Genomic DNA, 21,265 nt, shown 5'->3' with positions numbered 1-21,265 from the left:
GTGAGCTTAACAACAAGCTAGTCTGATCAGAAAGTTGACGGACTTACACTAAGGTACAGGTTCTGCAATGACCTTGGGGCCGCACCATGCACCAAACTAGGGCCGTTTCCGGCCCCGCCCTTTGTTACAGTAGCATTCGGAAATGCCTCTTATCAGCGTCTGATGATTTGAGGATTCGGTATTCCATCCCGCTAGCCACCGCAATTTGCTGAGCAAAATCTTTTTTAGCTTGCACCACAGCGTCTTCGATCTGGTTGTCAGCCTTTACCTCGACGATCACATACTTCAGGCTACCGTCCTGCTCTTCGCGTTGGAAGATGAAGTCAGGGTAGTAGCTGCGCACGGTGCGTGAGTCCGGGTCGATGTACTGGATAAAGAAATCGGACTGGCCGTGGGTCAGCATTCCGGTGAAATATATCTTCTTCACTCGTTGCTCACGCAGCAAATCCCAGAAAAGCCAGTTCTCCGAGCCGGAGTCGAAGCAGTAGGTGTCGAGGTGGAAGCTTTTGGCGCGCTCCTCGTCCTCGATTTGCGCATCATTCATGCGGACGATTTTGTCCTTCGCCGCAGACACTTCGTAGTAGCCGTTCGGGGGCAACTTTATCAGATCGACTTCGTGCTCCTCGGTATGCTGCGACTCGTCGAGGTCGTAGAGCTGGCCGAACAGGCGAGGGATGATCTCGTCGTACAAAAGCTCGTTGAACTCGTTGGTGATAGCCACTAGCTTGTCGGAGCCTTCCTTCGTTGCGTCCAATAGCTCTTCAATCTCCAACGGGCTTCGGTTGAGATAGCGGGATACCTCGGCCACCAGAGATAGCTGTGAGAATGTTCGCTTTTCCCGGCGCGAGGTCAGGTCGAAGGTGCGACTGCCTGAAGCACGCGCCGCATCGGCGGCGGTGAGACCATCCTGCTGCGTTTCAATCAGGCGGTATTTTTCGACCAGTTCGCCCCACTTCTGCGTATCTGTCCGTTCAGGTATCAGCTCTTGTCCGGTCACAAACTGTTTTTCGCGCATCTGATACTGCTTACGTACCCGAACCAGCTTGATTTTGACCGGTGGCTCCACCACACGCACTTCTACGCGCTCCTTGTCCTTGGCGGTTTTTTGCAGCTCATCCGCGCTGATGCGGAAGTTCTGCTGTAGCTCATCGTTCAGCGTGTTGAGGTTGCCATCCGAAAGAAATACGTGGCCAGTGTGCTGAGCCTGCCCGATGGCGCGCAGACAGCGCATGGTGGCTTGCAGAACGAACACCTTGGATTTGGGTTCGCGAAACAGGCCAACACCGAATAGCGAACGACAGTTCCAGCCTTCCCGGCCTTTGTTAACTAGCAGGATGAACTGTTTATCCGACCCTTCTGTGTCGAGACGATTGAACTCACGGATGTCGTCATTGGTCGTGAGCTTGCTGTCACCCACGTTGACCAGGATACGCGAGGTGGGTATCCCATGCTTGAGCAGGGCACGCTCTACTGCAGGTCGCAGCTCGCCAGTCAACTCTTCAATGGTAGCTGCAAAGAATGCTAACTTGGGTAGGAGTCCCTCTGGGCGCAGATTACCTGACTCCTTCAGGAAGTTCTCAATGGCGATATCCACAAACTCGTCGGTACGCGTGTTTGAATATCCGTGCAGCGTCACTTTCTTGAGGAAGCCCCTGTCGATGGCTTCCTTCAAGCCGTATGCGTAAACCACTTCCGGCAATACTTCGCGCCCGACATAGGGCGTACCGGTGTAGTTGTAGCATGCCACTACTCGCGTGCCTGCGGCATTCAAACTGGCTGCTAAAATGTCGATGGTGGTACGCAAACTGGTGTCGGTTTCCTTGGCACCAACACCCATGTCCTTCGCCAGCGCCTTGCCAAAGGCGTGATGGGCCTCATCCACGTAGATGCCCAACTGTTCCAGGCGGCGCAGCTTCTCAAACCGCTGATTGGTGGTCAGCTGGCCTTCATCTTCCGGCTGGTCGAAGCCGTAGAGATCGGCTGCATCGGCATAGACACCCGAAGCTGCAACGGTCTCTCCAGTCGCGCCGAACAGCCTATCGACCGATGTTTTTTCCTTGTGCTGGCGCTTGAGGATGATCTTCTGCGTGTTCGAGACGATGATGTTGAAGCGTGAGCGATCCAGTGTATCTAGTGATGTTCCTGCGTCTTCGAGGTAGTGGAAACGAAGATGCGTGGTCAAGAAGTTGACGTATTCTGGTGGCACGACACGGGTAAGATCGAAGGACTCGATTTCCTTCAGTGACTGCAGCACCGTCTTGTCAGGAGCGAATACGAGAGCATTGTGGCAGTACCGTTCATCCTTCTCGAATTTGTTGCCCAGTAAGAACTCGTAGAAGATGCAAGTCGCCATCAGGATGGTTTTGCCTGTGCCCATCGTCAGCGCGAAAATGTAGTTCGGGTAGGCTCGCGAGTTCTTGCGCATCGCCGCAAAAACCGCCTTGTACTGATCCTGCGTAACTGCGTCGAACAAGCCCACTTGGCCTGCTTTGCCTGACACAACTCCACCCTCAGTACGGCCAGCGAAGCGGCCCTGCTTTTCGAACCACTGCTTAAAGATTTCCTCTACCTTGGCGTTGCCGAGAAACTCCTTGAGAAAGACATAGGTTTCCAGCGCCTCGAATTGCGGCTGGCGCAGGAAGGCCTTAGGGTTCTTGTCCGGGTTGTTGAAGTCGAGGAACTTGCGCGTCAGTTCCTTGTAGTGTGTGCGGATCGTGCCCCGGTTGGCCAGATAGAACTGCCAGAGAAACTGGAAGAAGGCAAAGTCGAGCGACGCGCTCACCGCCTTGGCTGCGCGTTTAGTCGCCATTGCTCACGCTCCCTTCCCAAGACTCGGACAGCAGGTCGGTGATCTTCACGCGGATCGTGCCCGCATCCTGGGGCACTTTGTACCCGCCCTTGACCTGCTCGTTCTTGCCCGGGATGTCCAACACCGCCGGTTGCAGCACCGCGCCGTCGTAGTTCCAGTCGATTAACACCGACTCGACCAGCTCCTTCCAGTCCTCAACTGACTCCTTCTGCAGCGAGAGCTTTTGCAGCAGGTTCATCGGGTAGAACTTCTCGATGATCAACTCGCCGTTCTTGACGCCGACCTTGGCCTGCGAGTCGCGCTTGAACTCCAGATCGGCCTTGTCGCGCAGGATGTCCACCACCTCGACGTCGATCTTGAATGGCTTGGCGGCCAGTTCCAGTTGCGCGGCCAAGTCCGGCTCGTGCCCCATGCAGACGAGAGTGATCTTCTCGACAGGGCGGTTCGGGCTTTCGTTCTGCTTGCGCTCCCAGGCCTTGTAGTCGAAGCCTGCGATCAGCTCGTTCAGGTCGGCGCGCGTGGCAATGCGATTGACAGGCATGATCTTGACCATGCGCCCGTCCTTCTCGCCGTCGAACACGGTGCTGAATTCCAACTTCTGCACTTCCAGCGCCTCGACCAGTAGTTCTTTTGCTTGAATCGGATTTCGGAAGATGTCGTAGTTGTTGACGTTGTGTAGTTCGAAGCCGGTGAAGTATCTGGTCTCGCCATCAAGGGCTTTCTGGCTCAGGCCATCCGCAACGCCAATCAGGCGCTTGGTGGTCGTCTGAATTGCACCAAGGTTAATATCTGCACCAATGAAGCGGCGGCCGAGTTTCATAGCAGCAGCTTGCGTTGTTCCAGAGCCCATAAAGCAATCAAATACAAGCCCACCTTTTGGCGAGGAGGCGGAAATGATCCGTTCCAAGAGTCCTTCAGGTTTTTGAGTTGGGTAGTCACTACGCTCTACATGCCACGAACGAATGGGCTGAATGTCATCCCAAATATCTGCCGCCGGCATTCCAGGAGAGTCATCAAGGAATTTCTTCAGCCGAGGGACTCCATTTCGTGTCCAATAGATTCGATCTTCCGCGAGTGCTTTATCAATTCCTGCCTGGTCGTACATCCAGTGGCGCCCCGCTGGAGGCTCAATAAGCCCCTTATCACCAAACAGTCGAGCCGGACCGCTACCAGCCCCTGTCAGATCGGCCGACATAAAAACACGGCCGTTCTCATCTTTGTACCTGTAATACTGTTCAACGTACTCTGGGTCATAGGACTGATAGACCGTGCTAAGGATGTGCTTATCGCTCTTGGTATAGAAGAAAATGGTGTCATGCACGGAGCCATAGTGCTGTGCATCAGCATGGCCCGTCGTCCGCTTCCATATAAGCTCAGACTTAAACCCCTCTCTTCCGAACACTTCATCGCAAAGCAGCTTCAGATAATGGCCATTGTGCCAATCACAATGCAGATAGAGGGCGCCAGTCTCGGAAATCAGTTCACGAAGAAGTACTAACCGTTCGTACATGAATTGCAGGTACTCATCGTTAGTCCAAATATCGGAATATTGCTTCTCTTCGAAAGCGGACATGCCACCCTCTGCTTTCTGCCCTCGTAATTGAATCGTCTTCTTGTAATCCGCTTTCGAGTCAAAAGGTGGATCGATATAGATCAGATCAACCTTCCCCCTGAACTCCTTCAGCAGGTGGCTCATCACCTGAAGGTTATCGCCCCAGAAAATCTTGTTGCGCCAGCCATCCACCTCCTCGCCGTGGACTTCCTTCAATTGCGCCGGGTAATACTGTGTCGAGGTGAACGGGCGCTTGCCGCGCCAGTTGAGCATCGGGTAGCCCTTGATCGGCTCGAACTCGTATTTCTCGACGTTGGTGGTGCCGCCATTGGGCGTGGCCAGTTGCAGGCTTTCCTGCGCGGAGGTTTTTTTGCTCATTAGTCGTTCTTCCTGAATTTCCAATTCTTGTTGTCGCAGTAGGCGCGCATGTCACAGCTCTGGCACAGCTTGGCCGGGCGTGCTGTGATCTCGTAGTCCTGCCGCTCGATGCGCGCCACGATGTCATCGAAGCGCGCAATGGTCTTGCCGATGGCGCGGTCGTCTTTGGTGAACGACACGTAGGGGTTTCCGCCGTCTTCACCGGTGTAGTAGAGGTGCATCCGGCTGACCTTCTGGCCGGTGCGCTCCTCGACGAGGTGGGCATACACCTCCAACTGGTGTTGGTACTGACGCAGGCGATCCCGATCCTTCTCCATGTCGGGCTTCTTCTCCGACTTGAAGTCGATGATCTCAACCGTGTCATACTCCCCCCTGATCAGGTCGACGCTGCCCTTGAGGATGAACTGCTCCTTGATGAGCGAGATCTCGACCTCGGCCTCCTTGATGCGATCCCAGTTCCCATTCTCCCTCTCGTAGTAGCGCAGCACGTGCCGCAGCGCAGCCTGCTGTGAGGAGGGTGCCAGGTAGACACGTTCCTTCTTGGAGAGCATCGCATAGTTGGTCGAGAACCAGCCTTTGATAGCATCGAAGGAAATCGAGGCTTCCTCGCCGCGCAACACGGTCTTGTGGATGTCCTCTATGGTCTGGTGTACCAAGGTACCGAAGAGCATCGGGCTCTCACGGATGGGCGCGAACTCCAGCTCTTTGAAGAAGCGGTACTGCTCGGCGCAGTTCTCAAATACCGTAATGTGCGATGTGAACGAATACTCGCGCTTGAGGTTGATCTGCTTAACAGCCTCGTAGGTCAGCGCTGACAGATCAATATCACGCCAGCTCGGTAACTGGTAGAACAGATGGTCGAAATACTTCGATGGCGACCTGCCACGGCCTTGCTTCTCCTGCGCAGCCAGCACCAGCAGGTTCTGTGCCCGCGAAAAGGCGGTGTAGAACAGCCGCCAGAAGTCAAAGTTCTTGATGTGGTCGAGCGGTTCAAATCTCTCCTTGGAAAGGTAGCCGCCATCTTCCAGCATCACGTCTATTTTACCGTATTGCTTGCGCGGCACAGCCTCCAGAGAACCACAGACCACCACGGGGAATTCTAGCCCCTTAGATTGGTGGATGGTCAGGAAGGAGATGCAACCTTTGGGGGCATACTCAGCCTCGTCCTCGTACTCACCAATGCCACCATCAACCAGGAAGCGTATGAACTGGTTGAACAGATCACGCAGGTTCTTTTCCAGCCACTCGGGGTTGAGCACGCTAACAAAGTGCAGGTATTCGAACTTGGTGAGCAGCTTGGAGAACGTGCCGAGGTTGCGCGCGGCGCGCCCCTTGTCCACGCCTTGCACGGCCTCCTCTGTGAGGAAGCGCGAGAACAGCGGGAATTGCAGCAGTTCGTAGAACAGGCCGGAGAAGGAGTAGTCGGTATTCTGAGTCAGGACTGCGTGGCGCTTGGCCAACGGACGAGCCCAGTCCAGCAGTGGCTTGTTTTCTGGCTTGCGGAGCTCATCGATGAAAGGCTTGAAGCACAGGTGATCGTAGTAGTCCCAGATGGGCAGCGTGACGCCTTCGGCCCATGCCCGAATCTTGGGAAACTGAGGGAATAGGAAAATCAGCGCGCCGATCATCAGGCGGATCTCCTCACGCTCGAAGAACATGTTCGAGCGAGGAGAGAACACTGGCACTCCCTGTGCTTCCAGAAAGCGCGCCAGTGCCACGACCTTTTCATTTTTGACAGAGCGGAACAGAAAGGCGACCTGATTCCAGTCCACAAGCTGGCCCGAAGATTTCAAACCATTGAGGAAAGCCAGCACCTCCGCGTGCCAGTTGGTGGTTTCGTCCTTGTCGTCACTGGCGGCCAGCCGCACAACCGTCGGCATGTCGGGGAACTCATCCTCACGCGGGACGATTTGCTTGGCGAAGCGAAAGACGCGCGTGCCGTCGTCCCATTCCTGTTCTTTCATCCACTCGTTGTAAAAGCGGATGATGTCAGGGTGTGAACGGTAATTGACGGTGAGTTTGACCTGTTTGCATTGACCATCGTCGAAAAGCGCCGGGAACTCCAGAATGTTGCGGATAGTGGCCCCGCGAAAGCGGTACAAGCCCTGGTCGTCGTCGCCGACCACGCACAGATTGCGGCGCTCGCCAGCCAGTAGCAAAAGGATTCGCTCCTGAATCGTGTTGGTGTCCTGGTACTCGTCCACCATCAGGTGGGTGAGCTTTTCGCGTAGTTGTGCCAACACCTCTGGGCGCCTTTCCAGCAGTTGCAAAGCCTCGTACTGGATGCCTGAGAAGTCCAGAGAGTTGTGCTCGTGCAGCAGCTCCTGGTACTTGGCGAAGCAGGCGGCCAACGCGCGGACTTCTGGTTCAGGAGCCGCTGCCAATGTGGACGCATCAAGCGCCTCCTCACTGACCTTATTGAGCCACTTGAGCAGGTTCTCTGACTGAGCCCAGCGGCCCGTCTGATCATCGCCCATAACCAGCTCAGCGTCAGGTAGCTCGCGAAAGGCCTTGATGCGCTGGTAGAGGAAATACTGCTGGTCAAACTGGTCGAACAACGTAAAGCTGCGCTTGAGCCGGGTGAACTCTTGGTAATCCTCCAGTAGTCGCAGGCAGATGGAGTGGAAGGTGCCAAGGTACATCTCGTTCAGATTGAACTGGATGCCCACTTCTGTCAGACGATTCGAAATACGCGTAGTGAGCTCGCGTGCGGCCTTGTCTGTGAAGGTAACGACCAACAGTGACTCGGGGGCTATTCCCTTCTCGGTAATGAGATAGACGATGCGCTCAACCAACGTGAAAGTCTTTCCAGAGCCTGGACCCGCAATAATAAGAACCGGCCCATCGGTAGCTAGGATGGCTTCCTGCTGTTGGGGGTTGGCCTTAGACTGGAAGCTGATAGGGTTAGGTGTCATTCTGCCCCCTCATCGTCATCCATCGTCGCTTTACCTATGCGGCTAGCGATCCATTGACCCAACTCACCACGACGGAAGCGCCATGAACCACCTAGTTTGAACGCGGGGATTTTTCCGCTGGCGGCCAGTCGATAAACCGTGCGTTTGCTAGCCTTCAGGTAAGCAGCAACCTCATCAATTGTAAGGATTTCGTCCGGTTTTTCGCTCATGGACTCGCCTTTCTGCTTCTGCAACAGGGGAATTCTATGACCAATTTTGTCATGAAATGACAAGTTTGGCCAAACTTGGGCAATCGTAGAATTGATAGGAATGCCTACAGGGGTCTGGTACATCTGCGGCGATATCATGCCAATTGATTTCTTGCTATCGATTGCGCTGGACCGTAGAGTAAGCGGCGGGTCTGTTTCAGACCAAGCAACGTTGCTTCTCTACACGCTATGTTTAGACTAGCCAAACCGATGAGACTCCAATGCCTATCAATTCCCATAACTGTGAAAGTTTTTATCAAGGCTCCTTTGCGGAGCATCATATCTGCAGCTTGTTCTACCTCTATGGATACGAGGCTCAAAAGGTCTCACCAGATGTAGGCATAGATTTTATGGTGACGAACCTCGCGCGAGTTCGCTTTCGAGGGGAAGCTCCTCTTCATGCCGAAGTACAGGTCAAGAGCGTGTTACTTGATGCAAATGGAGCATATGCTTGTTTGTCCCTTGAGGAACTTGAATACCTGAGTACGGGCGAAGACCGATACTGTGTGTTTGTAATCCTTTACGGGTTGAAAGGAGGAGCCGATCCTAGGAGCTTTGAACGCGAAGACGCAGACGCCAATAAGGCTGTCGACCGAGATATAGTTAACTATCTTGAAGATCAGGCAGCGGAGAATGGTCGGAGCCTCCGGCGAGAAGGAGTCCTTTCCATTCATGATTTTAACCATGTCGAAGTTCAGTCTTTCTGGCTACATTCTTCGCAGATGAAGAAGTTACGATCTGAGGGCATGTGGAAGCAGAACACATACGGTTCATTTGGTCTTCAAATCAGCTTGGAGAATGAGTTAGTTTTTGTTGAGGATATCCAGCTGATCCCTGAATTGAAAGAAGTGCGTTACATTGTCGAACCATGTTGTGCTAGCAACAAAATCCGCAGCGGCGCTTTGTCGATGGAAGACTATTGATCCTACGCACCTCGCGCATGGCGGCAGAGCTTTTCCGATTTTAAAACTTTCATAATTAAAAAAATTTTCACCCACATATCACCTCCCTGAGCTACCACCGGGCTACTGCCCGCATCCATTCATCGCCCCGGCCACGCGTCGGGGTTTCTATTTTGGGGAGAGTGAAATGGCGCATCTAGTGGAAACCATGGCCTATGTCGGCGCCACACCGTGGCATGGGCTGGGCAATCGTTTGTCTGAGGGGCTGCCGGTAGACATCTGGCAGCGCGAGGCGGGGATGGACTGGACCATCGAGCAGAGCAACGTGCTGTTCAATGTGGCACCGGGCGGCATGCACATCCGGCCGCATGCCGACGCCAAGGTACTGTATCGCTCGGACACCTTTGCGCCGTTGTCGGTGGTGTCCAACCGCTACAAGGTGGTGCAGCCGCATGAGGTGCTGAGCTTCTACAACGATCTGGTGCATGCCGGCGGTTTCGAGCTGGAAACCGCGGGCGTATTGAAGGGCGGGCGCAAGCTGTGGGCGCTGGCGCGTACCGGCCAGGAGACCCAGATTCGCAGTGGGGATCAGGTGAAGGCTTATCTGCTGCTGGCCACCAGTTGCGACGGCACGCTGGCCACCACTGCACAGTTCACCTCGGTGCGGGTGGTGTGCAACAACACGCTGCAACTGGCGGTGGGCAACAACAGTGGTGCGGTGAAGGTGCCACACTCCACCGTGTTCGATCCCAAGGCGGTCAAGGAAGCGCTGGGCATCGGCCTGTCGTCTTGGGATTGTTTCATCGGCAATCTGAAGCAATTGAGCCGGCGCACAGTGTCGCCGCAAGAGGCGCAGCAGTTCTTCCAGGACGTGATGGGAGAGACAGTGGTAGACGACAGTCTGCCGGTCTCCAAGCCCACCCAGCAGTTGATCGCGCTCTACAGCGGCGCGGGCATGGGATCGATGCTGACCGGCGCCCGCGGCACTGCCTGGGGGCTGCTCAACGCGGTGACGGAGTATGTCGATCATCACCGCCGCGCCCGCAATCAGGACTATCGGCTGGACTCCGCTTGGTTCGGCCAGGGCGCACAGCTGAAACAGCGCGCGCTGGAGCAAGCACGGGCGCTGGTCGCTTGAGAGGGGACCATGAACTGGATCATGACCCTTCCCGTGCTTTCCACCACCCATATCCGTGAGCAGACCAACGTCTGGCTGCAGAACCATGCCGGCGACTGGGGGCAGATGACCTTCGCCGAATACGGCAACGGCTATTTCATCGCCTTGGGCGAAAGCGATAGCGATCCCGTCGAGCAGTTTCCGCAGCATCCCGATCTTCAGCAACTGATGCGCTGGGTACAAACGCATTACCCGGCCGCCACCTGGCTGCGACTGGATGCCGATGGCGATGTGGTGCCGGAGCTGCCGGCCTATGACTGGTGAGGAGAACCCCATGACAGACAAACCGCTGAATGCCGCCCCATCCGGCGTGCCGCTGGAAATCATCATTACCGTCTCCGGCGGCATGGTCAGCACCGTCTACGCCTCGGATGCCGCATGCACCGTTACGGTCGTGGACTGGGACGATGCCGCGGACGACGAGGCTGACTATTTCCCGCTGAAGGGCTTTGCCAGCCGCGCGGCGTGCGAAGTCCATCTGCGGCAGTTGATTCCGGTGGGCTGAACGCCTCTCTTCCGTTTTACCGGTTTCCCTTTCCTTCCCGCCCGGTCTGGCCTGCGCCAGATCGGGCCTTATGTTTTTGGAGATCATCATGCGTGAACGTTACGGCCAGGCGCTGCGCCTGGCATCCACCTTGAAGCTGTCGCGCGAGGCCTGGCTGGCGATTCGCCGCCAGGGCATCGGCTCGTCCGACGCGGCGGCGGCCATCGGCCTGTCGCCGTACAAGTGCGCGCTGTCGCTGTGGCTGGAGAAGACCGGCCGCAAGGCGCCAGAAGACCTGGCGCAGAAGGAGCCCGTGCTATGGGGGACGATACTGGAGCCGGTGCTGGCCGGCGTCTATGCCCAGCGCACCGGACGGAGAGTGCGTCGCGTCAACGCGGTGCTGCAGCATGCCGAGCATCCCTTCATGCTGGCCAACCTGGACCGCGAAGTCGTCGGCGTTGATGCCGGCGTCGGCACGCTCGAGATCAAGACGGCCAGCTACCACAGTGCCCCGCAGTGGGAAGAAGGTGTACCCATCGCCTACCAATGCCAGGTGCTGCATCAGCTGGCCGTTACCGGCCATGCCTGGGCCGATGTGGCGGTGCTGATCGGCGGTCAGGACTTCCGCATTTATCGGATCGAACGCGACGAAGACAAGATCGCCGACCTGATCGAACGCGAAGCGCGTTTTTGGCAAAGCGTGGAGCGGGATGAGCAGCCGGAACCGGATGGCTCGGACGATGCCGGCGATGCGCTGCAATGGCTGTTTCCGCGCGACAGCGGCACCACGGTGGATCTGTCCGAATCGAGCGAAGGCACCGCACTGTTCGACACCCTGTTGGCGCTGAAACTGCGCCGTGAGGACATCGAAGCGCAAGAGGCCTATGCCAAGCAGCAGTTGCAGAACGTGATGGGCAGCGCCAGCACTGCCGTGTTTGCCGGCGGCAGGGTGAGCTGGAAGCGGACCAAGGATCGCACGCTGACCGACCTGGAACGATTGGGTCTGGAGCAGCCGGAGGTGTTGAAGCAATACAGTAAGACGGTGGCCGGCAGCCGCCGTTTCCTGCTGCAAACCGAAAGGAACGCATCATGATCAAGGGACTCGCCATCACTCCGCCCGTTATCGGACGGATCAGCATCGGCAAGCTGGTGCAACGCCACGACAAGTTGCTGCCGGAGAAGGACGACAGCTTCACCCTCACCACCCAAGTGCAGAACCGAGACGGCTGGCTACTGCACCCGTTGCATCAACCACTGGCCGAGCAGGCCAACAACGGCAAGATCCGCGCCATTCCGGTACGGCTGCCATTCAACAACAGCGAGTTGAATCTGCGTGCCGAATACAGCGCCTTCGACCGCGCCAGTGGGCGCCCGCTGTGCGTCGGTAACGGCGAAACCGCGCGTCGCGTGACCCCGGATGGTCTGGAGGAAGCCACCTGCGCCGGCCCGGATCGCTGCCCGTTCGCCCGCGACGCCGGCTGCAAGCTGTATGGCCGGCTCAATGTGCAAGTAGACGGCCAGCAAGATGAGCTGGGCACCTTCATCTTCCGCACCACCGGCTACAACTCGGTGCGCACGCTGGCGGCGCGACTGCATTACTTCGAAGCCGTCAGCGGCGGCCTCACCCGTTACTTGCCGCTGACGCTGCGGCTGCGCGCCAAGAGCACCGCCCAGTCTTACCGCACCCCGGTCTACTACGTCGATCTGACGCTGCGCGAAGGCCAAAGCCTGATTGAGGCCGTGACCCAGGCGCACGCCGAAGCGGAACAGGCCGAGTCGGCAGGCGTCGATACCGCGCAGATGGAAGCGATGGCCAAGCGGCTGCTGCAGAACGGCCAGTTCGAAGAGACGGAAGAAGACGTGCCGCAGTTACTGGAAGAGTTCTATCCGGAGACGACCCCGGAAGGGGAGTTACAGGCGCCCGCTACGCCGATCCGACCGGCGCGACTGACGCGGCAACTGGGCAAAGTTAATGGAACAGAGCTAGTCCGCTAGCCATGCATGCACGTTTGCCCGCTGTTCTTCGTGCAGTTGGGTAAACGCCAGAATCCACTTCGCGAGTTCATCATCCTCGGCATAAAAGTAGGCAGTCGGTACGCCCAGAACTGCCGCCAGATGCTGGGCGATCTGATAATCGGCTTTATGGATGCCCAACTCGTAACGATTGATGCGAGTGCTGGCGACAGAAGGATCCAGCCCGGCCTGAATCCCTAACTGCTTCTGAGACAACCCCGCCTTCAACCGCGCTTCCTTCAGGCGCATTCCCCAGATTTCGTTGTGGCCAGCCATCTTCTAGTCCTCATTGATGCAAGAGGACTACGAGAATCGTTGTCAAATTTCTTCAGGCATACTACGATTTTCGTAGTTTTCTTAAGGAAAGAGCCTGGATGTGTGTTTGCACGCATGAAAAGACGGCGATGTCATGGAGCACAGGACGAAATCAGAGGGGCGATTGCGTATTCGTTTTACGACCAACAGGAGTTCTTCATGCAGAAGTACATGCCCAAACATCCCGTCAGCTCCATCCATCCCTTGCTGATCGCAGCGGCTTACCTGCTCTACCACGCCCTCTATTCAGGACGATTCGGCCGGTTCGGGCGGATTTGCCTGGCCCTGGTCATGGTGATGAGCCTGGTAGGTCAGCTGCCTCAGCCTCCCTTCCCAACTCGGATGATGAATAAGGAGTAATGGCAGATGAAAAACCAATCAGTTTTACCCAGCCTGCTGGCCGTTACCGGCAGCGCGCTGCTGCTGACCGCCTGCGGAGGAGGCGGTGGCGACGGCAACTCGTTGAGCACGACGCCCACGCCGACGCAGCAGGTCTCCGGCAAGGCCATCGACGGCTATCTGGTCGGCGCGACGGTCTGCCTGGATCTGAACGACAACGGTGTCTGTGATCCAGGCGAGCCCAGCACCACGACCCAGGCGGATGGCAGCTACAGCCTGCCGGTCAGCGGCACCGTTACCGGCAAGAAGCTGTTGGTGGTGGTCACGCCTTCGACCAAGGATCTGTCCCGTCCTGGTTACACCTTCCCGGCCAGTTTCACCCTCAGCACCATTCTCAGCGATACCGCCAATCAGCACGTCACGCCGCTGACGTCGCTGGTTGCGGCACAGATGGAGGCCGGTCTCAGCCGCGCGGCGGCGCAGCAGAACGTGGCGACACTGGTGGGTGGCTCAGTCAATTTGAACGCCGATTACATCGCTGGTCAGGACCGCGCGACCTCGGCGCTGGCCAGCAAGGTGGTGGACAAGATCACCACTTTCGCCGCCAATGGCAAAACCGATCCGGACACCGTGCGGGCGGTATTGAACGCCATCACGGAGAAGGGCAACGTCGATCAGGTCACGCCAGCCGACGTGACGGCGCAAGCCAGCCAGCCGGTATACAGCCGCAACGTCGATGCGGCTGCCATCCTCAAGGCCGGCACCTACAGCTGGTACGGTCTGCTGAATGGCAGCAGCGCCCAGCCGGTGGCAGTTCGCGAGCTCGACACTTTGAGCAATGCCGGTTACCAGAACCAACAGCAGAAGTACGTCAGTCCGCAATGGCAGGCCATGGTCTGGGGGGAGTTCTCGCCCAACGCCGGCGAGTACGACCTGAAGGCCGATGGCAGTTGGACCGACTTCCTCAGCAACCAGAACCCGGAACCCGCCTGGACGTTGCAGCAGGTGGACGGTAATGCCATCACGGCCACCCATCCGCTGACGGGCATCAGCGCTCGCTTGGAGCTTCGCGCGGCCAAGCTGGATGGCAAACCGATTGCCGCGGTGATGAAGGGACTGCTGGATAGCACGCTGCAGGGCCAGATCCATGGCAACTTTGCCGTCGGCAGCACCGGCTACGCCACCTTCATTCGTCGCAATCTGGATCAGGTCAGCATCTCCGACTGCAATCCCTCCACCCACAACAATCAGCCCTGCAATGTGATTGGCGATCCGACCCAGTCATACCGCGCCGTCGATCAGGTGTTCGGCCTCGACATTCCGATCAGCGCTAACGGCAATCTGCTGCGGCTGAACGCCGACGGCACCGCCGCCATCCGCGATGGCAATGGTCAGGTGTTGACCAGCCAGGTCCGCTGGAGCCGGTTGGCGCGCAACGCCAATGTGCTGGTGCTGAGCATCGCGCTGAACGATGCCAAGGCGGCCCAGCTGAATCAACTGGATGACATCCAGGCGGGTAATCAGATCGCCATCGCGCTGCGCGCCGGCCATCTGCAGCTGGCGCTGGTGGAGCCGGCCAGCATCGACCGCGGCGGCATCGCCTTCTCGTCGTCCACCTTCGACCAGTTCTTCACCGCGCTGAAGGCCGTACTCGGCTGGAGCTGACGGCATACATCGCCCCGAAAACGGGGCGATCAATCTTCAATATCAGGAGTCAGAATGAAACCGCTATTACTTGCCGCCTTGGCGGCATTGATCAGCCAGCAGGCGCTAGCCTTTGGCGAAACCGGCCGCTGGAGCCGTGGCTGGGGACAAGGCGTATCGGAATACATGGTCAGGGACGCCAAGGGCAATCAGCTCTACATCGCCTGCAACAATGATGGCCAGACGCCGGCCATCATGACGTTGACGGTGGGCGGCAAGGAATACGGCTACGGCAGCAATCAGGACTTCGTGCTGATCATAGACGGCAAGGCGCCGCTGGCGCCAAGCGATGCCGGCTCGAATGCCGGCGGCGACAACTTCCGCCTGGCGTGGGACGGGATCCGCAAAGCCAAGACCCTGGTGGCCAAGACAGTAGATGGAAAAGTCATACCGTTGCCTTTGACCGGGGCGGCCAAGACATTGCCGTCCAGCAAGAGCAAAACCTATAGCTGCGTCACCTGGTAACGCCACGGCTGGCGCGGGCCTTTTGCCTTCGCCTGCCTTACTCATCCGATCCCCGACAACCGATGAAAACTCCTTACCTGATCTTTGTGCTGCTCACGCTGCTGGCCGGCTGCTCATCCGGCTACGACAGCGATGTGCAAGAACGCTTCGTCAACGGCTGCATGGGACGGGGCGCGACCAAGTCCTACTGCAGCTGCATGCTCAAGGTCTACGAAAGCCGCCATACGCAGGACCAATACGTCGCACTGGAAACCGAGATGAGGCTGACGGGTGCCATCCCCGCCGGCTTCAGGGAAACCATGCTCGCCGGCCTTCAGCAATGCCGGCCTTGATGGACCGCTACCGAATCAGCTGAACGCTTACGCCTTATCTACCCCTTGCCCCTGGTCTGGCCTTGCCGGACAGGGGCTTTTTTACGAGGACACGATGATGAATCACCGCATTCACACCCTGGATGGCCTGGTCTGCCCGTTTCAGGACGCGGCGGGTATCCGCAACTGGCTGCAGTCGCTACTGCACAATCAACACCTGCCGGCGCCGGATGCCATCCTGCTGCAGGTCAACCGGTTGCCGCAAACCGGCGCCTGGCTGCTGAACCAGCTCAAGACCGCCGAGCTGAATGACCAACTGCGGCACAGCTTGCCATTCCCCTCATCCCGCCTGGGCCAGGTCTGCTGCACCCAAGGCTTCGCCAGCCTGGAACAGGCTGAACGATTCATTGAGGCAATCCGCCAGATGAAAGACTTCAGCGCAGACAACGATCCTTATCTGGAGCATGACTTCGGCCAGGTCGAGATCGACGGCGTCGCCGTGTTCTGGAAGATCGACTACTACGCGCCGGACTCCGAACAGGGCAGTGACACGCCGTGGGATGCCGAGGCGACCCGGCGGATAATTATGCTGATGCTGATGGAAGAGTACTAACTAAGCTGCAGAAGAAAATGCCCTCCTTGACAAATCGAGGAGGGCATCTATGCAAAATAGAAAGGAAAACTAAGAAATGAATGTTGAAAATTATTTTTTTAATCTTTGAAGCGGTACAACTGGAGCTTTATCCCCAGATAGGCGAGAAAGTTGACTCTGATATTTTTCCGCTCGCAAGGCCGCTAGCTCAATAACCGCTACCGGCGAGTCGAAATAATTTTCACGCAGATGGCACAATTTCTCTACATCTCTAGGAGAGATGCCTAGATAACGAGGTATATTATCAACAGATAGAACACCTTCATTAATAAGTAGCTCTATTGTACGACGTAACAAACGCGGTAATTCGGGTTCCCATTGATCATCGCCAGGCTCAGCTTTAGAACCCCAACGAGCAGAGCGACGTTTGAATAGCAAAAGCCTCTCATCATCGCTTAGCAGGCCAAGAGCATGCAAACGCATCATCATGGCAGCCACCGATACCCCCCAGCGTTGCTTCAAAATTAGTAAATTATCTAGATTAGAAGGAATGCGGACTTCGTTTGCAAAAGTTTCTGCTGGAAGCAGTAGCGCACCTGCAAATCGATGCGCTTGTTTCTCCATTAGATTGTAACGTTCCTTGTCATCTGTTTTGGGTATGTGCTTGTGCAGAACAAGATGGCCAATCTCATGGGCGAGATCAAAGCGGCTGCGAAATCCATTGGCTTTATCAGCCGCAAGTAGAATAATTGGACAGCCTAAAGGCTGACTCCATGCAGACAATCCTTCTATAACAGAGATTTCAGTTTCTTGACGAATAACAAGAACCCCAGCTCCCTCTGCCGCCAAAACAAGATTTTGAATCGGACCCTTCCCTAGTTGCCATAAAGCCCTACATTCCTCAGCAGCAGCTTCAATATCTGCAGAACTGATCTGCTCAGGATCTATGAAGCTACGCTTGGGAATATTTAATTTAGGGTAGTCTACATAATTACTCAGTAGAAGAGCGATTTCTTGAGCCCACTCTGTATGAGCCTCCAGCTTAGCTCGGGCCGATTTCAAAGCATTGGCATTACTTCTGTACAATGGCGGCGTCACAGGCGGTAACATGGGACGAGCAAGCCACTCTGCTTGCACATTAAGTACTAATGCCAACCGATCAAAAGCTTCTGCTTCAGGAAACTGGTCTCCTTTGCACCACTTTGTAACAGTAGATGCAGCAACCCCCACCAAACTTGCAAGTTGTCCTTTAGTAAGGCCGCGAGCTGAAAGTGCTTGCTCCAGCCTTGCAGGTTGGAGGTCTTTAATACCCTTGGTCATCGTCAGCTTGCTTCTTCGGCTGAGCCTTAAGTTTTGGCACAGCTTTATCCGGTTGAATTATTGGATCAGCTTGATCATAAAGCTTAAGAAATTCCTCAAGCTTACTGATGTAAAGCCATGACTTCATATCAGGTGCTGGCAATGCAATCATAACTTGCGTCAATTGAGATATTCCACTCTCATCAATGCCATCCATTACACCTAGAATAAAAATGGTACCTTCAGCCACTGTACGTGGAGTCGCGAATAAATCACTTTGAACGTAACCCATCTCAATATTGATGTTTAGTTCGGCTAAGCTCTTCCGTTTGGTACTACGTCGCAAATTAACCCACTTATGGTCTGGAACATTTAGGCGTGTAATATTAAAAATACCAAGCCGTCCGATGACCAACTGAGTACCTCGAAGTGGCATTGGATTGGCACCTTGGGCCTGAAGTGCCTCATAAAAAGATTCGTTGATAAAAAAATGTTTGTTCTGCCCAGCTGCAGATGGTCTGTGCCCCATGACAAAGCGAGCTGAATGCAAGCGCCCCTTCAGGTCTCCGCTGAAGTAAGCATCTTCGCAAGCCATGAGTGCATCTCGGGGGATGTGTTGAACAACAAGTTTCTCAAGTTCTTTTTTGCCTACGGTGGACAGCTCAGCCATTCGCAACTCCACTATTTTCCAGTAGCGTGAATTTTACTACAAAAAATTTCGTGTTGCGAGATTTTTCGTAGGATCATCGCTTCATAGGCATGATTGCCACACGCCACCAGACATCAAGCTGAGCGAAAAAGTGGTGTAACCCGCCCCCCATCAACCTGTACTTGAACAAAGTCAGCCCAAGCTTGCAAGATCATCTTGCGCTGGTCGGCATACTGCGCGCGGTTGTACACTCCCTTGATGCCATTGATCTTGTGTGCCAAGGCTTTCTCAATGGCGTCAGAGGGGTGTCCCATCTCATGCAAGTGGGTAGATGCCGTCCGTCGGAAATCATGCAGCACAAAATGCTGAACATCCAGCGACAGTGCGCGTACAGCCTGGTTAAGTGTGCTTTTGGATATTGGCTTGTCTTCAATGCCTCGCGGGCTTGGGAACAGATAGGCTGAATGTCCCGCGTAAGCACGTAGCTCATTTAACATTTCCACTGCTTGTCGAGATAGGTACACTCGGTGCGGCTGGTCCTTCTTCATTCGTTCGGCGGGAATATCCCAAATTCCTGCATCCAGATCGAACTCATCCCATCGGGCCTCAGTTAACTCTGATTTACGCACCATAGTGATAACCAGCAGATGCAGGGCCAACTTCAAGGCTTGACGAATATCCGAACCATAGATACCACGAAGTACTTCACCAATTTCCTTTGGAGTCAGCACCCTAGTGCGGCTCTCCTCGGTTGCAATGAAACGTGCAACTAGTGCAGCAGCTGGATTGTTTTCGGCCATCTGTTTGGCAACTGCAAAATCATACATCCGCTTAAGTACATTTCGAGTCAACAAGGCCATCTTTGGGGAGCCGCGCGATTTGATGCGCTCGCATAGCTCCAATACATCGGCTGGCTTTACCTCACCCAGAGGTGTTCCTCCAAGGACGGGGTATACATCCTTGCTCATAATGCGCTTGATGGTCCGGGTATAGCTCTCAGACTTTCCCGGCAGCTGATCAGCCTGCCACGCCTCAGCAAACGCCCTCACTGTATTCAACTTTTCAGTCCTGGCTGCCTGCACCGCGCGCTTGGGTGACTCCCCCATAGCCACCAGAGAAGCCCACTCATCGCGCTGCTTACGCGCCTGCGCCAAGCTGATCTCAGGGTAACTACCTATCGTCAAAGTCGGCTGACGCACACCGTGCAATTGGTATCGATAACGCCATATCTTGGCCCCACTGATCATCACCTCCAGCAGCAGGCCTCCCGTATCACTGATGCGATAACGATTGGTCTTAGGCTTGAGTGCCTTAATTTTGGTATCGGTCAATGGTGTGGCTTGGCGTGGCATAGTTCTCGCTCGATTGGGTGTCGCAGACAGTTTCGCAACCGTACACATCTCGACCAAGACTCTTTTTGAGCATCAATAGCCATAACAGAAGGCATATAGGTACACAAAAAAATCAGATCAGAAATATGTGTACCGTATTGTGTACCCAAAAAAGCTGGATGTCCATGGAACACATCGGACACACACGCACTTAACATCCAACAAACAAAAGAAAAATAAAGCTACGGCAGGTCATCTCTGAACCACTTCGGACATAACCCTATTTTCCGATGCAGAAGCGCGAGAAGATCACGCCCAACAGATCGTCAGCGCTGAATTCGCCTGTGATCTCGGACAGCGCGTTCTGCGCCATCCGCAGCTCCTCGGCGAAGATTTCCACCTGCTCCCAGTCGGCTTCGGCCAGTTCCAGGTGGTCGGCGGCGCGGGCGATGGCATCCAGGTGGCGCTGGCGGGCCAGGAACACGCCTTCGTCGGCGCCGCTGTAGCCTATCATTTCCAGCAACTTGGCCTTGAGGACGTCCACGCCGTCCAGCGTGCGGGCGGACAGGCGCACCAGCGGGTGGCCATCCTGCACGGTCAGGCCGGCGGCCTCGCCGGACAGGTCCACCTTGTTGAAGACCTGCACTCTGGGCAGCGCCGGCGGCAGCCGCTCCAAAATTGTCTGCACTTCGGCGGTCAGGCCTTCGCGGCTGTCCACCAGCAGCAAGGCGAGGTCGGCGCGCTCCACCGCCTGCCAGGTGCGCTCGATGCCTATTTTCTCCACCACGTCGTCGGTATCGCGCAGGCCGGCGGTGTCGATGATGTGCACCGGCACGCCGTCGATAACGATTTCCTCGCGCACCGTGTCGCGGGTGGTGCCGGCGATATCGGTGACGATGGCGATGTCGTCGCCGGCCAGCGCGTTCATCAGGCTGGACTTGCCGACATTGGGCTGGCCCACCAGCACCACGTGCATGCCCTCGCGCAGGATTGCGCCCTGCTTGGCGGTGGCCTGCACGCCCACCAGGTGCGCGCGCAGCCTGCGCAGGCGGCCGATGGCGTCGGCCTGCTTCAGGAAATCGATTTCTTCTTCCGGGAAGTCCAGCGTCGCCTCCACCAGCATGCGCAGGTTGATCAGCTCGTCCACCAGGCCGTGCACTTCGCGCGAGAACGCGCCTTTCAGCGATTTGAGCGCGCTCTTGGCCGCCGTTTCGCTGCTGGCGTCGATCAGGTCGGCCACGCTTTCGGCCTGGGCCAGGTCCAGCTTGTCGTTGAGGAAGGCTCGCTTGGTGAACTCGCCCGGCTCGGCCAGCCGCGCGCCCAGTTCCACGCAGCGCGACAGCAACATCTTCAGCACCACCGGCCCGCCGTGGCCCTGCAGCTCGATCACGTCCTCGCCGGTGAAACTGTTGGGACCGGGGAAGAACAGCAGCAGGCCGTTGTCCAGCGCCTGGCCGTGGCCGTCGAAGAAGTCGGTGTAGGTCGCGTAGCGCGGCTTGGGCGTCTTGCCGCCGGAGATGGCCTGCGCGAAGGGCAGCAGGTCCTTGCCGGACACGCGGATCACGCCGACGCCGCCGCGTCCCGGAGCGGTGGCGACGGCGCAGATAGTGGCAGGGGTGTAGCTGAGGTTCATCGGCATTCCTTGGATTTTTTAGCCACGAAATCCACGAAAGGACACGAAAGAATGATCGCAGGCGGGAAGCTGTCCCCGCGCCGCCTCAGCGGCGGCGCGCGTTCGTGTTCTTTCGTGGGGTTCGTGGCAAATTGTTTTGAGATCTTTCC

At 56.4% G+C, this 21,265-nt stretch carries 20 protein-coding genes; 11 read left to right on the top strand and 9 right to left on the bottom strand.

What is annotated here, in order from left to right:
• Positions 1-124: 124 nt before the first annotated feature.
• Genes VA599_RS16790 through VA599_RS24195 form a run of 4 tightly spaced genes read right to left on the bottom strand, consistent with a single transcriptional unit; the run spans position 125 to position 8,001 of the window.
• The gene (locus VA599_RS16790; protein WP_346789636.1) at positions 125-2,809 is read right to left on the bottom strand and encodes a TnsA endonuclease N-terminal domain-containing protein; all 2,685 of its coding nucleotides are present in this window, start codon (positions 2,807-2,809) and stop codon (positions 125-127) included.
• Positions 2,799-4,739, bottom strand: a complete 1,941-nt coding sequence (locus VA599_RS16785; RefSeq protein WP_346789634.1) for a site-specific DNA-methyltransferase — start codon at positions 4,737-4,739, stop codon at positions 2,799-2,801. The genes VA599_RS16790 and VA599_RS16785 overlap by 11 nt, the downstream gene beginning before the upstream one ends.
• Positions 4,739-7,654, bottom strand: a complete 2,916-nt coding sequence (locus VA599_RS16780; protein WP_346789632.1) for an ATP-dependent helicase — start codon at positions 7,652-7,654, stop codon at positions 4,739-4,741. The genes VA599_RS16785 and VA599_RS16780 overlap by 1 nt, the downstream gene beginning before the upstream one ends.
• Complete coding sequence (locus VA599_RS24195) at positions 7,651-8,001, bottom strand: helix-turn-helix transcriptional regulator (protein ID WP_230677647.1); 351 nt, start codon at positions 7,999-8,001, stop codon at positions 7,651-7,653. The genes VA599_RS16780 and VA599_RS24195 overlap by 4 nt, the downstream gene beginning before the upstream one ends.
• A 122-nt stretch (positions 8,002-8,123) precedes the next feature.
• Between VA599_RS24195 and VA599_RS16770 the strand changes: the two genes are divergently transcribed.
• From VA599_RS16770 to VA599_RS16745, 6 genes are all read left to right on the top strand, one after another.
• Positions 8,124-8,825: a hypothetical protein gene (locus VA599_RS16770; protein WP_346789630.1), complete on the top strand. Its 702-nt coding sequence runs from the start codon at positions 8,124-8,126 to the stop codon at positions 8,823-8,825.
• Positions 8,826-8,991: 166 nt separating this feature from the next.
• The gene (locus VA599_RS16765) at positions 8,992-9,942 is read left to right on the top strand and encodes a DUF932 domain-containing protein (protein WP_346789628.1); all 951 of its coding nucleotides are present in this window, start codon (positions 8,992-8,994) and stop codon (positions 9,940-9,942) included.
• Positions 9,943-9,951: 9 nt separating this feature from the next.
• Positions 9,952-10,245: a DUF5983 family protein gene (locus tag VA599_RS16760; RefSeq protein WP_346789626.1), complete on the top strand. Its 294-nt coding sequence runs from the start codon at positions 9,952-9,954 to the stop codon at positions 10,243-10,245.
• A 10-nt stretch (positions 10,246-10,255) separates the two neighbouring features.
• Complete coding sequence (locus VA599_RS16755; protein ID WP_346789624.1) at positions 10,256-10,486, top strand: hypothetical protein; 231 nt, start codon at positions 10,256-10,258, stop codon at positions 10,484-10,486.
• Between the two features lie 88 nt (positions 10,487-10,574).
• Positions 10,575-11,558: a YqaJ viral recombinase family nuclease gene (locus tag VA599_RS16750; RefSeq protein WP_346789622.1), complete on the top strand. Its 984-nt coding sequence runs from the start codon at positions 10,575-10,577 to the stop codon at positions 11,556-11,558.
• Complete coding sequence (locus tag VA599_RS16745) at positions 11,555-12,460, top strand: recombination directionality factor (protein WP_346789620.1); 906 nt, start codon at positions 11,555-11,557, stop codon at positions 12,458-12,460. Before VA599_RS16750 ends, VA599_RS16745 begins: the two co-directional genes overlap by 4 nt.
• On the opposite strand, the gene VA599_RS16740 is transcribed toward VA599_RS16745, so the two are convergent.
• Positions 12,449-12,754, bottom strand: coding sequence for a helix-turn-helix domain-containing protein (locus VA599_RS16740; RefSeq protein WP_210563788.1), 306 nt, complete (start codon positions 12,752-12,754; stop codon positions 12,449-12,451). The two genes, VA599_RS16745 and VA599_RS16740, sit on opposite strands and share 12 nt — an antisense overlap.
• A gap of 198 nt (positions 12,755-12,952) precedes the next feature.
• Between VA599_RS16740 and VA599_RS16735 the strand changes: the two genes are divergently transcribed.
• The 5 genes from VA599_RS16735 (at position 12,953) to VA599_RS16715 (ending at position 16,225) form a co-directional block, all read left to right on the top strand.
• Complete coding sequence (locus VA599_RS16735; RefSeq protein ID WP_346789618.1) at positions 12,953-13,153, top strand: hypothetical protein; 201 nt, start codon at positions 12,953-12,955, stop codon at positions 13,151-13,153.
• 6 nt (positions 13,154-13,159) lie between these two features.
• On the top strand, positions 13,160-14,797 hold the full coding sequence (locus VA599_RS16730; protein ID WP_346789616.1) for a hypothetical protein: 1,638 nt from the start codon (positions 13,160-13,162) through the stop codon (positions 14,795-14,797).
• A 54-nt stretch (positions 14,798-14,851) separates the two neighbouring features.
• Positions 14,852-15,301 (top strand): hypothetical protein, encoded by a 450-nt coding sequence (locus VA599_RS16725; protein ID WP_346789614.1) that lies wholly within the window; start codon positions 14,852-14,854, stop codon positions 15,299-15,301.
• Positions 15,302-15,363: 62 nt separating this feature from the next.
• Positions 15,364-15,633, top strand: a complete 270-nt coding sequence (locus VA599_RS16720) for a putative periplasmic lipoprotein (RefSeq protein WP_047238968.1) — start codon at positions 15,364-15,366, stop codon at positions 15,631-15,633.
• A gap of 94 nt (positions 15,634-15,727) precedes the next feature.
• Positions 15,728-16,225, top strand: coding sequence for a DUF3768 domain-containing protein (locus tag VA599_RS16715; RefSeq protein WP_346789612.1), 498 nt, complete (start codon positions 15,728-15,730; stop codon positions 16,223-16,225).
• A 90-nt stretch (positions 16,226-16,315) separates the two neighbouring features.
• On the opposite strand, the gene VA599_RS16710 is transcribed toward VA599_RS16715, so the two are convergent.
• From VA599_RS16710 to mnmE, 4 genes are all read right to left on the bottom strand, one after another.
• Positions 16,316-17,524 (bottom strand): XRE family transcriptional regulator, encoded by a 1,209-nt coding sequence (locus VA599_RS16710; RefSeq protein ID WP_346789610.1) that lies wholly within the window; start codon positions 17,522-17,524, stop codon positions 16,316-16,318.
• Positions 17,508-18,173, bottom strand: a complete 666-nt coding sequence (locus VA599_RS16705; protein WP_346789608.1) for a hypothetical protein — start codon at positions 18,171-18,173, stop codon at positions 17,508-17,510. The genes VA599_RS16710 and VA599_RS16705 overlap by 17 nt, the downstream gene beginning before the upstream one ends.
• Before the next feature lie 113 nt (positions 18,174-18,286).
• The gene (locus tag VA599_RS16700; protein ID WP_346789606.1) at positions 18,287-19,483 is read right to left on the bottom strand and encodes a tyrosine-type recombinase/integrase; all 1,197 of its coding nucleotides are present in this window, start codon (positions 19,481-19,483) and stop codon (positions 18,287-18,289) included.
• 280 nt (positions 19,484-19,763) lie between these two features.
• Positions 19,764-21,116 (bottom strand): tRNA uridine-5-carboxymethylaminomethyl(34) synthesis GTPase MnmE, encoded by a 1,353-nt coding sequence (mnmE, locus tag VA599_RS16695; RefSeq protein ID WP_021477550.1) that lies wholly within the window; start codon positions 21,114-21,116, stop codon positions 19,764-19,766.
• Between the last annotated feature and the right edge of the window lie 149 nt (positions 21,117-21,265).

Origin of the sequence: Chromobacterium indicum (assembly GCF_039708975.1) — a bacterium.
Taxonomy (GTDB): domain Bacteria; phylum Pseudomonadota; class Gammaproteobacteria; order Burkholderiales; family Chromobacteriaceae; genus Chromobacterium; species Chromobacterium piscinae.
Note: the sequence above shows the minus strand (reverse complement) of the source record. Positions and strands in the feature narration are given on the sequence as shown.